The 14,026-nt window shown below is 53.7% G+C and carries 9 protein-coding genes; 6 read left to right on the plus strand and 3 right to left on the minus strand.

What is annotated here, in order from left to right; genetic code table 11:
• Nucleotides 1-270: 270 nt before the first annotated feature.
• The 3 genes from Dpoa569_RS09490 to Dpoa569_RS09500 are packed head-to-tail and all read right to left on the minus strand — an operon-like array spanning nt 271 to nt 7,105.
• Nucleotides 271-2,781, minus strand: coding sequence for a putative virulence factor (locus Dpoa569_RS09490; protein ID WP_042870575.1), 2,511 nt, complete (start codon nt 2,779-2,781; stop codon nt 271-273).
• Complete coding sequence (locus tag Dpoa569_RS09495) at nt 2,778-5,768, minus strand: virulence factor SrfB (RefSeq protein WP_042870573.1); 2,991 nt, start codon at nt 5,766-5,768, stop codon at nt 2,778-2,780. Before Dpoa569_RS09495 ends, Dpoa569_RS09490 begins: the two co-directional genes overlap by 4 nt.
• 2 nt (nt 5,769-5,770) lie before the next feature.
• Nucleotides 5,771-7,105, minus strand: coding sequence for an SrfA family protein (locus tag Dpoa569_RS09500; protein WP_042870571.1), 1,335 nt, complete (start codon nt 7,103-7,105; stop codon nt 5,771-5,773).
• Nucleotides 7,106-7,496: 391 nt separating this feature from the next.
• Between Dpoa569_RS09500 and Dpoa569_RS09505 the strand changes: the two genes are divergently transcribed.
• The 6 genes from Dpoa569_RS09505 (at nt 7,497) to Dpoa569_RS09530 (ending at nt 13,985) form a co-directional block, all read left to right on the plus strand.
• Complete coding sequence (locus tag Dpoa569_RS09505; protein ID WP_042870569.1) at nt 7,497-8,354, plus strand: SDR family oxidoreductase; 858 nt, start codon at nt 7,497-7,499, stop codon at nt 8,352-8,354.
• Between the two features lie 443 nt (nt 8,355-8,797).
• Nucleotides 8,798-8,926 (plus strand): M10 family metallopeptidase C-terminal domain-containing protein, encoded by a 129-nt coding sequence (locus Dpoa569_RS09510; RefSeq protein WP_227983177.1) that lies wholly within the window; start codon nt 8,798-8,800, stop codon nt 8,924-8,926.
• A gap of 185 nt (nt 8,927-9,111) precedes the next feature.
• A complete protein-coding gene (locus Dpoa569_RS09515; protein WP_128569717.1) occupies nt 9,112-9,474 on the plus strand; it encodes a protease inhibitor Inh/omp19 family protein in 363 nt (120 codons plus the stop codon).
• Nucleotides 9,475-9,490: 16 nt separating this feature from the next.
• A complete protein-coding gene (locus tag Dpoa569_RS09520) occupies nt 9,491-11,224 on the plus strand; it encodes a type I secretion system permease/ATPase (RefSeq protein WP_042870568.1) in 1,734 nt (577 codons plus the stop codon).
• A gap of 13 nt (nt 11,225-11,237) precedes the next feature.
• On the plus strand, nt 11,238-12,584 hold the full coding sequence (locus Dpoa569_RS09525; protein ID WP_042870566.1) for an HlyD family type I secretion periplasmic adaptor subunit: 1,347 nt from the start codon (nt 11,238-11,240) through the stop codon (nt 12,582-12,584).
• 12 nt (nt 12,585-12,596) lie between these two features.
• Nucleotides 12,597-13,985, plus strand: a complete 1,389-nt coding sequence (locus Dpoa569_RS09530; protein ID WP_042870565.1) for a TolC family outer membrane protein — start codon at nt 12,597-12,599, stop codon at nt 13,983-13,985.
• The last annotated feature ends 41 nt before the right edge of the window (nt 13,986-14,026 follow it).

The raw sequence follows: 14,026 nt of genomic DNA on the forward strand, positions 1-14,026 counted from the left end.
TTTGAATAAACAGTGTGTTTTAAACCGGGCGAATCAAAGAAAAAACATGACAATAACAATATTCGATACAACATGTGGTACAACTTTCGGAACAACAGTACACACCCTGACTAAAACTATGACGTGAGCGCTGCATTTTTGCAAGATCAGCCTGATTTATAACGTGATGTTGTCGAAAGAATAAGCAAGAAAAACAATATAATTATTTGATTGCTTAACTTTTTGCACCATGGAATGGTGAAAGGCGGAGCGTAATGCTCCGCCCACGCGTTAGCCTTCAGTTGGTTTGATCAAACTGAGGATGGTTCCCAGCCGTTCACGCTGCTTGGGTTTGATATCACGACCAGCGGCGTAACCGGCGTTCTGGATGATCATCTCATTCAGGCCTATCAGCCAGTCATAGATGTAATACGCGGTATTGTTGATCGGTGTTGCCGATAACTTGGTCAGCCGTCGTGAGGAGCCAAAGTTGGCTGTCTGCTTCTCCGGTTTGGCAAAGATCTTGTTGCCTTTGTTGACGCGGCTATCTGGGCGCAGAGATTCCGATACTTGCTGAAAGCCCAGCCAGGCGACGAAGTCGCCGAGTACGTTGAGTGCACGTGACACTTGACGATCCGCCTTGCTTTCACGGTTAACCCCCAACTGCCCCGAATCCACCAGCATAATTTGTAGATCGTCCTCGATCCTCAACCGGACGCTGGCGGTGATCAACTCTTCCACCAACATTTCGATAGTGGGGCGATTGATGCCCAGCAATTCGATAATGGCGGTGTTTTCCGGCAGATTGCGCAGGTGGTTGACCCAGTACCGGTACAGGTTACGGGCAAACTCTGTCTCGTAGCTGTGGTTTTCGGCTTGATCTTCATCGGTGTGTACTGGGGCGGCAAGCAGCGTTTTTTCTTCGCTGTCGGCTTGTTCGGTATCATTACTGAACAGGTCGATATCCAGTCCGACGCCAAACGGTTCGTAACTGACCAGTGGTACTGCTGTATCCGGTGTTTCCTGATAGGAGGCAAAGTTACGCTGTGGTTGTTCCTGCTGTTGCAGATACAGGCGGCGCAGCTCATCGCGGGAGGGCAGCAACCGTTCCAGCAATTCGCCGTGTACGCCGGTTCGGGTCTGCAACGCTTTGAGCATCGACTCAGCGATCCGTTGTTTGTGCGCCGGGTCATCGGCACCGCTTGGCTGATACCAGCTACCAAGCAGGTTATCGGACAACTCACGCTGTAACTCGCTCAATTGTTCGTTGATGCGACCCAATTTGACCTCACGGCGAACTTCGGTATCCAGCCACGCGGCCATCCGGTTGATACCGCGCTTGTCCATTGCCAGCATAGTGCCCCAGGCATCACCGGGGTTGCCCACATAACGTTGTACCGCCTCATCGTTGTTTTGACCGTGGGTAAAACGCCGGTCATGGCGAGTTACCGCCCAAATCAGGCCGGGTTTACGGCGGCTGCGGATTTGCGGATTTTCCCCCTGAGTATGGCGTACCCAGAAATCCAACGCCCGACCAACATGGCGCACGTCCGCTTTGCAGGCGGCGGCAGTACAGACCATCAGTAGGTTCATTTCCTGATCGTCAGTATAGCGCTCCAGCAGATAGGCACGTTTGGCGCGCAGCAATGCACGAGACAGCGGGTGCGGTTTGAGTCGCAACAATCGGTCTGGATTCTCGTCGTCCGATTCGAATTCTGGCTCGTCCTGCAGGCTGAAACCTGGAAAATCGAGCAAATCGACCTGCCCGAACAGTGTTTCTTTGGGGGGCGATAACAGCGGAATCTGTACTTCAGCGGTCAGCATGATCAGTTCTGCCAGCGACAGCTCTACCGTTCTGGCGGCTCTGCCATTGACGATAGGGCGAACCTGCGCGCTGAGATCGGAAGGGCTGTTGAGGCGATCAAACTGATTGGCATTAAAAATGCCGCTGTCAGGTTGCAGCGCATCGTCTACCAGCAGGCTAATCGGCGCCAGTACTTTGCGTGCGCCAGACAACTGTTCCAGCGTGTGGGCAAAATGGCGGTAGAGTGAGGTATATTCCGCCCGCTCACCCCATAGAATCGAGAACAGGCTGGCGCGGTCATCAATACCGAGGTGCGGCGCCAGTTCGACCGCCAGCGGCCAGAATTTTCGCTCCAGTGGTTTTTGCCGCCGGGCGTCATGGCGCATCAGGTAATCCCATATCGCAACCACATCATCGCTGCTCAGCCCGGCTACGGGTTCCTGCTGGCGATGCAGCGACAGGGTTTTCAGGTGTTCGGCAATATGTTGCTCATCAAGTTCCGGCGTATTGTTCTGACTATCGTCCAGTATGAAAGCGTAGGCCATAATACGGGCGATGTCGGCTTCGTTAAGCAGTTGGAGTTGCACCGGGTTCGGGGTATTTTTGCCTTCAGCCTGCCGGGTAAAACGGGTGACAAAGGCCGGTTGCTGGTTATCTGGATTAATATTTTTCTGGTAATCCAGCGTCACGCCGCCGACGGAGGTTTCGATGCGCCCGTTTTCTCCGCCAGCCAGTGAGGTCAGCAGGTAGGTTTTGCCGCCTTGCGCCAGCCCGAACATCCCCATGGCGATCTCTTTGAGTGATGAGTCAGACAACCCGCGGGCTTTGTTGCGGCAACGCCGCAATTTGATGATGAGCCTATCGGCTTCCATGTCCAGGCGGGGAACGTTACGCCGGGTTTCCTCCACCCAGGTGATCGCCTGATCCACACCTTGCGAAACGGATTGCAACTGGCGGCTGAGGCGGCTCGACAACTGTTTGGGCGTTAATGGTTTCATTTCTTGAAGACGCTCCCGCTATCGATCCAATAGTGTGCCGTGCCGGAAACCGTGCTGGACAAGGTATTCAGTTTTAACCTCAATTGATGTGGTGAAATGGTATGCCCGGAGCCTAGCACCGCATTGGCTATCTCGAAACGTTCTGGCGTCAGGTTATCGTCGCCCGGCACCACTTTCAGTCGTACATGCAGTACGCTGTCACCGGCGACCTTGCGAGCTAACTCCGGATCAACAATCGACAGCGAGTAGAGCGGCGAGGCGGGCCAGCGTTCGTTATCCAACTGGCGGAAACCGAGACACAGTGAACCACGTACTTCGAAACCGCTCTGATCGTCCAGCGTGAAATCCGCATCATCCAGATCAATATCGTTATAGTAGACATTATCAGCGGTGAGCGTGTTCGTGCTGTCCAACATGCCGAGGTAACGCACCGTGGAATAGGGTTCGAAATCCCCGGCTTTGAAGTAAAAACCGGGCAGGCGCAGATCCAGCGCCAGCAAACAGAGCATCGCGCCCACCGCCGCGGTAGATTTCGGATTTTCAATACGACCGCGTTTGTTAAACGGATACCAGTCGCTGGTGTGATAACCGTCCAGCGACATCATGCGGTTAATCGGCAACGGTTGCAGGTGGCGGAACAACGCCTGAATGCCAGGGAAACGAGATGGCCGACCGGTCAGCAACAGCACGTCGCAGGCATACAGCGATACCACTTCCGACATCAGACGCAGGTGCTGGGTAATGCTCATGCGGTTAGCCAGAAACTCGCTGTGCAGCTTGCCAAGACGCAGGATCAGCGGTACCTGCAAAATATCGAACGGGCTTTCTTCGTCCGGCAGCTCGCGCTGAATCTCGTTGTTAACGTATTCCAGCACTTTACGCGTCGGTGTTTGCAGCAGTACTTCGCCAAACGTGGTGTCGATTTCCGCATTGAGATCGAGCGGGTCGAACTGCTCGTAGGCTTCCAGAATCGCCTGGCCGATAGGAATGAACATTTGCAGCGTCACCTGCTGGCGTAGCGTCAACTGGCCGTCCATGCGGCCTTCGCTGCCAAACAGTCGGGTCATCAGGCTGTCCGGGCTGGTAACGCCGGCTTTTTTCAGCGCGGCTTGCAATGCAGGCAACACATACAGCTGGATCACGTCCAGCAGTATGTCATCGCCGGCGACTTTAAACCCTTCACGAAACAGCAGGCGGGGGATGATTTTGACATTGCTGCCGACGCCGTCGTCCAGCCAGTATTGAGTAATCGCCAGGTCGGTGGTGCCGCCGCCGATATCAATAGACGCGATGCGCAGGGTTTTCCCCGGTTGCTCATCATCCGCCAATTCTTTGTCTGGCCGCGCCATACTGGCGAAGAAAGCTTCCGCCCGGCCACCAAAATTCACCTGTGCTTCGTTATAGAGGTACACCATTTGCCCACAGGTGGCTTCATCCCACTCCATCTGGACTTCCGGCACCGGCACGCTGCTGTGGCGCTTGTCGTCTGCCGCCAGGAAATCTTCATCGGCGGGGTGCCAGCCCATCGCTTTCCATACCAGCCCTATCGCTTCGATCATGCGGCGGCGGAAGATCTCGCGCTCCGGTTTGGGCATCGCCGAGGGCAGCGTCAGAATAATATTGCGCAACTGCCGCGGCGCGTTGGTGTGAATCATTTTCAGGCGCTGAGTGGCGCTGTTCATTTGCATCAGCGCCTGTGCCAGCAGTTCGGAGAGCATGAACGTCATTACCGAGCTGCGGCTGTAGTGCGGGTCAAATACCGGCAGACGTTCGTCCAGCGGCAGGCTGAACAACGGCTGGCCTTCATCGTTGACCAGCATGGTCAACGGCATGGCGGTCGCTAACGGTTCTTGCTGGCGCGGGCTGGTGGTCTGACTGAAACGCCAGCCTGGCGCGTACGGCTCTTCATCCCACAGATAACGTCGTGGGCTGGATATGCCGCTGGCGCCTTCGGTGCCCTGACGTTGCAGCGCCAGACGGCTAGCCTCGCGCCCGACACGGGTAATCGATGGCCAGACAAACGCATCGTCGCGTCCGCTTTCGAAGGAAAAGTTCTGTTTACCGAACCGCGCCTGTGCGAACTCCACCCGGCTGTCGAACAGTTCGTTGTACAGATAATGGGGCTGTTCCAAATCGCGGATCTGCAGTTCGTAGGTCTGCTTGAGACCGTTACTCTCGTCAGCGTGGTCTTCCACCAAAATTCCGGCAGTGTGGGAGTTGCCGACATCAAGAATCAGGTCCACATTGATGGCCGGTTCTTTTAGCGTACTGCTGGTGATACGAATCTCCGGCACATTTAACAGTGTCACCATGATATCCAGCAGATTCAGGTAATGCGCCTGATATTCGAACTCGCGCAGATTCTGGCGAATATCGCGGGGCTTACGGTTTTCCACCGCCAGCGCCTGCTGGGAAAATGCTTCGCGTAGCCAGCCGTCCACCCAGGTCTGGTCGAGGAAATCGTCCAGTTCTTCACTGTGGTAAGCCAGAGTGAACAAGCGCCCGGCGTTGATGTCGTTTTCGCTGGGCGCCAGTGCTTCCAGATCGTGACTTTCCGGGTAAACGCGGGTATCGAACGCCAGACAAATGCGGTGAGTATTGCCGTCATCGTCTGGCTCAGCCAGTTCCAGCACTTGTACCCGCGCCCAGTTATCCGGGCCGCCCATGAAGGTGCGCGGTGGATTAAAGCGGAAGAAGGGCAGTGGCAACCACACGTTGCTCAACAAGTGCAGTGACTGTTCCAGCGTGTAGCTGGATTCCGGATTGACCGCTTCCGGCAGCACCTGCATTGCACTCGGCAATGTGTATTTTCCGTTGTGTTCGTTGTACGTCAGCCGCAGCAGCGGCCCGTTGGCGCTCTTGCGCACAAAACGATTAGCGAAGCCTGAACGCGCCGGCGTGAGCTTCAGTGCAAAATCAAGAAACTGAATACCGCTATTCTGAATCAGCGTAATCTGTTGTTTATAGTCTGTCAGGGTTGCCAGCATGGTTATTTGCTCTCACGCTTAATCGTCACCGGTAGCAAAGTATCGGCATCATAGCGGCCTTTACATTCCGCAGCCTCGCTCGATTCCTGGCGAGTACAGACGATTTCCGGCATGGGATAACGGGAACCATCGCTGCAGCGCGCTCGATAGCGGCTGTTGATCACCAGATTACCGGACTGATGCAACCCGGCTTCCACCTCGGCATGACAGGTCACATTCTCGCCGTAGGTAAAACGCACCCGGCCTTTGCCGTCTTTGATCTGGTAGCGGAGAACCGGTGGTTTACCGGTTAGCGGATTTTTCACCGACACGGTTGTCAGCCAGATGCCATCCAGGAAACGGATGGAACCGATTTTCACCGCATCGGCAGGCATCACCAGTGCACCCTTCGGTGCAGCGGCCAACATGGTGGGAGCTGTTGTTTCCGGTGCTTTTTCTGTTTTTTCTTCCGGTTTTTTCTGTTCGACGGCGGCGGATTGCGGCAACAAGGTGGCGACATGCAGCGGCAGTTCCGGCTGCACAAGCGCTTCTGTTGGCGTTGCGCTCAGCGCACGTTTTTCCGGCTTGATAGCGGTGACGGCTGGTGGCGTGCTGCTTTCGGGCTGCGAGACGCAACCGCGGATCTGGAACGCCAGCGTTGCCAGCAGCGCGGCACCCGGCGCCAGCCACCAGATGTTGGTCCACATCCGGCGCGGCGCTGGCGTAGCTTGCACAGGCGCTACCGGCTCTGGAATATCTGCAATGATGACCGGTTCTGGTTCAACTGCTTGCGGCGGTTGCTCCGGTTCGGGATCGGCTACCTGAGTAATGACTTCCGGCAGTGGTTCCGCAACGGGTTCCGGGATTTCAACCGGCTCGACCGGACGCAGACACTCCAGCACATCAGCACGGGATTTTTTGCCCAGGCTGACGAATCCCCAGAAGGTGACAACCGGTTTATCATCCACCAGATAGACGTGATTGGAGCCAGGAAACTGGAACGCTTTGGATAGTAGCACCCCAAAGAGTTTCTGTGCCGGTTTGTCGGATTGACGCGCCCGTTCACTGATGGCGTCAACGGTGCTGAGATACTGTTCCAGAAGCGTCAACGCCTGTTCGCGTTGTTCGTCGCTGGCTGCCATCCAGGAGGTAATTTTACCGGAGAAGGGTGCATACCAGTCGATGCGGTCACCCTCTTCGTTCGGTTGCGGAATGGCCAGACAATCAGCGATAGGCTGTTGTTTGCGAAGACGCAGTGTTTCTCGTAATTGCAGCGCTGAAGCATAAACGGGTTGGCCGTTTTCTCCCAACGCAAGAAAATCGTCTAAATTTCCGCTGCGTAAAAATAATTTTGCCACGCCAAAGAGACCCTTTGTGATAAACCGTAAAGGCAGAAAATCATGTTCAATATCTGCGATTATAATTCTGATGAGCGCGAATCAAATACGTAAAGAAGTGACAAATATGACAAATATTTGCTCCATAAGCTCTCCGGGAAAGCAATATCGCATAAGTACGATGCGACTGGAACTAAAAAACCGGTCGCCGATGAGCCGCTAACACACCTGCGGAAAGCAGATGGCGAGTGTTCTGTGATGCTATCGACAATTTTATTTTAGATTAACCTTTCTGCGAGTACTTACTAAAAATGAATTTAGGCTTATGCTGCTGGAAAGAACTTCAGTTGGTATGGGCCTGGGGTATCCGGGTTAGGTGTGCAGTGGTTTTTTCATTTAACGGGAGTAAACGATGTTTGCTATTACAGGAGCTACTGGCCAACTGGGCCGTCTGGTGATTGAGTCGCTGGCGAAGTCAGTACCGACAGCACAGATCGTTGCTGTGGTGCGCGACCCGGCTAAAGCCAATGGGCTGGCGTCGAAAGGGGTGCATGTACGTTATGGCGATTACGACCGACCGCAAACACTGGTCAAGGCATTAAACGGGGTAGATAAACTGCTGTTGATTTCATCTAGTGAAGTCGGCAAACGCGAAACGCAGCACAAAGCGGTAATCGACGCGGCCAAAGAAGCAGGGGTCAGCCTGATTGTCTATACCAGCCTGCTACATGCGGACACCTCATCGCTGGGGCTTGTGGTTGAGCATCTGGCGACGGAGGTGGCGCTGAAGGCATCCGGCGTTCCTTATGTGATTCTTCGCAACGGCTGGTATACCGAAAACTATGCCGCCAGTATTGCCCCGGCACTGGCACACGGGGCGTTTATTGGTGCCGCCGGCGAAGGCCGTATTGCTTCGGCGGCGCGTAGCGATTATGCGCAAGCGGCGGCTATCGTGCTGCAATTGAGCGGTCAGGAAGGCAAAATTTATGAACTAGCCGGCGATAATAGTTACACGCTGGCGGAATTTACTGCCGAGATCGCCCGGCAGAGCGGCAAGCCGGTGCAGTATGTCAACCTGTCACCAGCCGATTTTGCCAACGCGCTAAAAGGCGCAGGCTTGCCAGGAGGCATTGCCGATATGCTGGCTGATTCGGATGCGGGGGCGGAAAAAGGCGGGTTGTTTGATGATAAGAATGCGCTGTCAGCGCTGCTGGGGCGTCCAACAACGCCTTATGCCGAGGTCATTCGTAGTACACTAGCATCGCTGTAATTTATTTTCATATCATGAAAAGTGGCGCGACAGATTACCGTCGCGCCACTTCTTATTCTGTGAGTTTTCCCTGTCGCCATGTTCTATCCGGTTTTTTTTCGCCGTCTGCGTGTAAGGTAACAAAACATCGATTTTTTTGACGCATTCTTGTCATTTTATTTCTATTTTACTAACCTTATCGATGTTGTCAGGTTATGCTGATCTCCAATTTGATGAATGCAATAACTCTGATGACCGAAATAACAAGGAACATTCCAAAAAACGAATGGATTAGCGTTTAGCAAGTCGTTTTATAACGTCACGGTTTGATCGACAGATGTATACCCACAAGGGATAACGCATCAGGTGTAAAACGAATTTCATGGAGGAAATGCTATGGCGTTATATAGTAAGAAAATCGATCCCTCCAGTTTGTCGATCATTTCTCCGGCGCCGGAAACGAAGTGTTGTTGAATTGGGATGAGCAATCTAATCAAACCAATATGTGGATGCATTTAAGCGGACACAGCACCGCTGATTTTATGGTTAATATTGTTGGTAAAATATTACAGCCGTCGGATTTCATTGTTTAAATACAGTGTGTTCGTTTAACGACAGTGTGAGTTTTTAACAAAAATAGAAAAAAACCTGTTATTTACAAGGCTATCAATAATGGCAGGCCATGCTTCATATGGATGAGCCTGCCATTATCAATATATTTAACCAGATAGTTTGAATCATGGATGGCGCGCTCTGATAACCGAATGATGGAAATATCATGAAAAAGCTGATTATTGCAACATTACTGAGTGCACTGAGTGGAGGATGTATGGCGAGCAGCCTGAGATTACCGTCTGCGGCGGAACTGAGCGGCGAGTGGGTATTGAGCGGCACAGAACAGCACTGCGATATTCGGTTGAGCACGGATGTGCTTGACAGTACCACCTGGAAATTGACGGGCAACCACTCATGCTTGCAAGCATTGCTGCCGCAAGCGCCTGTCGGCTGGCGACCTACGCCAGACGGTTTGACGCTGACGAAGAAAGACGGTTCGGCAGTGGCGTTTTTCAGCCGTAACCGCGATCACTTCGAACATAAGCTGACTGATGGTCGTGTTCGCACTCTGAAAAAGAAAGCCTGAAGGAGAGTGGTCTGCCGTGAATGCTTCTTCTGAGCAAGATCGTTCGTTATTCGGTGTACTGCGTCAGTTCCGCCGCAGTTTCTGGAGCGTCGGAATTTTCAGCGCCATTATCAACCTGCTGATGCTGGCACCTTCGGTTTATATGTTGCAAGTGTATGACCGGGTGTTGGCGTCAGGCAATGGCGTCACTCTGCTGATGCTGACGTTGCTGATGGTGGGGCTGTGTGCCTTCATGGGTGCGCTAGAGTGGGTTCGCAGCCTTCTGGTCGTGCGTTTGGGCACCCGTATCGATCTGGCGCTCAATCAGGATGTCTTTAATGCGGCGTTTGCCCGTAATCTGGAAGCAGGCGATGGCCGTGCCGGGCTGGCATTGACCGATCTGACGCTGCTACGCCAGTTTATTACCGGCAACGCCCTGTTTGCCTTTTTCGATGTGCCGTGGTTCCCATTGTTTTTACTGGTGCTGTTTTTGCTACACCCGTGGTTGGGGTTGTTGGCACTAGGAGGAACGGTAGTGCTGGTGGTGCTGACCTGGTTAAACCAGCGCCTGACCAGTCAGCCGCTGGCGGAAGCCAACCAACAGTCGCAGCAGGCGACCCACCTGGCGGATGCGCAGTTGCGTAATGCCGATGTTATTGAAGCGATGGGAATGCTGAGCAATCTGCGTCAGCGCTGGCTGGCGCGTCATTATCGCTTTATTTCTCTGCAAAACCTGGCCAGTGAGCGTGCCGCCGCGGTCGGTGGGGCATCCAAGTACAGTCGCATTGCGTTGCAGTCGCTGATGCTGGGGTTGGGAGCATTGCTGGCGATTGAAGGCAAAATTACGCCGGGGATGATGATTGCCGGCTCAATTTTGGTTGGTCGGGTACTTAGCCCTATCGATCAACTGATTGCAGTATGGAAACAGTGGAGCAGTGCGCGCATTGCCTGGCAACGTCTGACCCGGTTGATTGCCGCCTATCCACCGCGTTCAATCGGGATGGCGTTGCCTGCGCCGGAAGGGAATCTGAGTGTCGAACAGGTTTTGCTGCGATCAGCACAGGACAATGGCAAAGCTCGCTTGCAGAATATCCATTTTTCACTACGGGCTGGCGAAACGCTGGTGATTCTGGGGGCATCCGGTTCCGGCAAATCGTCGCTGGCTCGCTTGCTGGCCGGTGCGCAAGCGCCGACACAAGGCAAAGTGCGTTTGGATGGTGCAGATCTTAATCTTGTGGATAAAACCGTATTTGGGCCTGCCATTGGTTATTTGCCGCAGGATGTGCAGTTGTTCAGAGGAACGCTGGCGGAAAACATTGCCCGGTTTGGCGATGCCGTGCCGGAAAAAGTGGTGGCGGCTGCAAAACTGGCGGGAGTACATGAACTGATTCTGTCATTACCGAATGGCTATGACACGGAATTGGGCGAGGGCGGTAGTGGTTTGTCCGGCGGCCAACGCCAGCGTATCGGTCTGGCGCGTGCCATGTACGATGAACCCTGTCTGCTGATTCTGGATGAACCGAACGCCAGCCTTGATAGTGAAGGCGATCAGGCCCTGATGCAGGCGATTGTCGTGTTGCAAAAACGGGGTGCTACCGTGGTGTTGATCACCCACCGTCCGGCGTTAACTACGCTGGCGCAAAAGATTCTGATCCTCCATGAGGGCCATCAGCAGCGTATAGGGTTAGCACGGGATGTGCTGACGGAATTACAGCAGCGCAGTGCCGCCAATCAGGCCCGGATGAACACCCCGGCTGTGATGCCGCAATGACAGAGATTAACTCATGACAAGCGTGGATGTAACGACACAGGATGAAGTAAACGAAACGGCAATGCGTGAGTGTGCCATTCGTGACGAAGAGCGGGCGTTACGGTTGGGATGGTGGTTGGCGCTTGTTGGTTTTGGCGGTTTTCTATTGTGGGCATTGCTGGCACCGCTGGATAAAGGGGTCGCGGTCGCAGGCAATGTCGTGGTGTCCGGCAATCGCAAAGTAATCCAGCACATGCAGGGCGGGATTATTGACCGGATTCAGGTGAAGGAAGGCGACCGCGTTGTTGCAGGTCAGGTATTGTTGACACTGAATGCAGTTGATGCGCGTACCACCAGCGAAGGGCTGGGTTTCCAGTATGATCAACTGATTGCCCGTGAAGCCCGGTTACTGGCGGAACAACGTAATCAATCGTCGCTGGTGGAGACGCCACGACTGGTTCAGGCGCGTCAACGGCCTGAAATGTCCACCATCATAGCATTGCAGGCGGATCTGTTGCGTAGTCGTCAGTTGGCGCTGAAGCTGGAAACAGAAGGGGTTCGCGCCAGTATCGATGGTATGGAAACATCTCTTAGCGCATTACAAAAAGTGATGACCAGCAAACAGTCTGAGCAAATGGCGTTAAATCATCAGTTGCAGGGGCTGCGACCATTGGCGACAGATAACTATATTCCACGCAATAAAATGCTGGAGACAGAACGAATGTTTGCACAAGTCAGCGGCGAACTGGCGCAGGTTAGTGGCGAAATGGGGAGAACCCGACACGATATTCAGCAGCAAAAATTACGTATTGCTCAACGTCAGCAGGAATACGACAAAGAGGTTAACAGTGAATTGTCGGATGTGCAGGCCAGGCTGAATGAAGTGATCAGTCAGCGTGAGAAGGCGGATTTCAATCTGGCTAATGTGCAGGTGCGTGCCCCGGTTGCCGGCACCGTGGTGGATATGAAGATTTTCACCGAAGGCGGGGTGATCGCTCCAGGGCAGGTGATGATGGAAATCGTTCCAGAGGATCAACCGCTGCTGGTAGATGGTCGTATTCCGGTTGAAATGGTAGACAAAATACGGACCGGATTGCCAGTGGAGTTGCAGTTTACTGCGTTCAGCCAGAGCACCACGCCGCGGGTACCGGGTACGGTGACTCTGCTTTCCGCTGATAGGCTAGTAGATGAAAAAGACGGTACGCCTTACTACAGCCTGCGCATTCAGGTGAGTGAAGAAGGCAGGCGCTCGTTACATGGGCTGGAAATTAAACCCGGTATGCCGGTGCAGGGATTTGTCCGTACTGGAGAGCGTTCGTTTATCAATTATCTGTTTAAGCCCTTGATGGATCGTATGCATCTGGCGTTGACGGAAGAATAGCGGAAGGAATACATGCGAAGGACAGTGTTATTACTAGCAATTGTGTTATCTCTGTCGGGCGGCACTGCTCAGGCAATGGGGCTGCTGGATGCATGGGAACTGGCACTGCGTAATGATGCACAGCTTCGGGCTGCCGGTTTTGAGCGTGATGCTGGTCAGGAAGAGGTGGCAATTGGCCGTGCTGGATTGCTGCCATCGTTACAGTACAGCTATGGTGCCAATTACAGCCATTCCAAAGTGACACAACGAGATCGGACGCTGAATAACACGACCCAACGCGATTACGATAACTATGTCTCGACGTTGACGCTGCGTCAGCCGCTGCTGGATTATGCCGCCTGGGCACGTTACCAACAGGGGATTACCCGAAAACTGATGGCCGATCAGCGATTTCGTGATCGCAGTCAGGAACTGATGGTACGTTTGTATCAGTCCTGGAGCGAAGCGCTGCTGGCGCAGGAAAAACTGATGCTGCTGGATGCGCAGCGCCGCGCCTATCAGGAGCAACTGGTGCTGAACCGGCGTTTATTGGCAGCGGGTGAAGGAACACAGACCGATCTGCGTGAAACGGAAGCACGTTACACTGTCACAGAGGCGCAGCGTATCGAGCAGGCAGATACGCTGGATGCCGCCATGACCACTCTGGAAAACATGCTTGGTTCACCACTACAGATTCATGATTTATCACCGTTGGTGCTGGAAGCGTTGCCGGATAATGTGACTGAAAACCGCTCGTTGACGCAGTGGCGTGAGCTGGCAGTTCGGCATAACGCGAAGCTGGCGGCGCAACGTGAAACTGTCGATTACAGTCGCTATGAAATTGAGCGTAACCGCGCGGGTCATCTGCCGACGTTGGATCTGGTCGCGTCCACCCGTAACAGTTTGTCGGAGTCCGAATACAACTATAATCAGAAATACGATACCCAGACCGTTGGATTGCAAGTCCGTGTACCGTTGTATTCCGGTGGCGCTGTTTCCGCGTCAATGCGTCAGGCAGCGGCGGAATACCAGCAAAGTCAGGCTGAGCTGGATAATCAGACCCGCCAGACCTTCGCTGAGCTACGCCGCCAGTTCAATCTGTGTACCAACGGGGCTGCCAGAATCCGTGCCTGGCAGATGAGTGTGGCTGCGGCAGAGGAAACCATCCGTGCCACGCGGCAAAGCGTTGCGGGAGGAGAGCGTATCAATCTTGATGTGCTGATGGCAGAACAAGAATGGTACAACGCCAGACGCGAGCTGGCGGAGGTTAAATATCGTTGGCTTCAGGCATGGTTGAGTCTGCGCTATACCGCCGGTACGTTGAACGAACAAGATATGATGCAATTGGCTGCCTGGTTTCAACCTGTTGCTGCTGCTAATAAGAATAGGGTAAAGACGACACCCGGAAATAAAGCAAACTGATAATGTTTTTTGCGTTAATTCGTATAACTGTCACAAATTTG

This window comes from Dickeya poaceiphila (assembly GCF_007858975.2).
Classification (GTDB): Bacteria; Pseudomonadota; Gammaproteobacteria; order Enterobacterales; family Enterobacteriaceae; genus Dickeya; species Dickeya poaceiphila.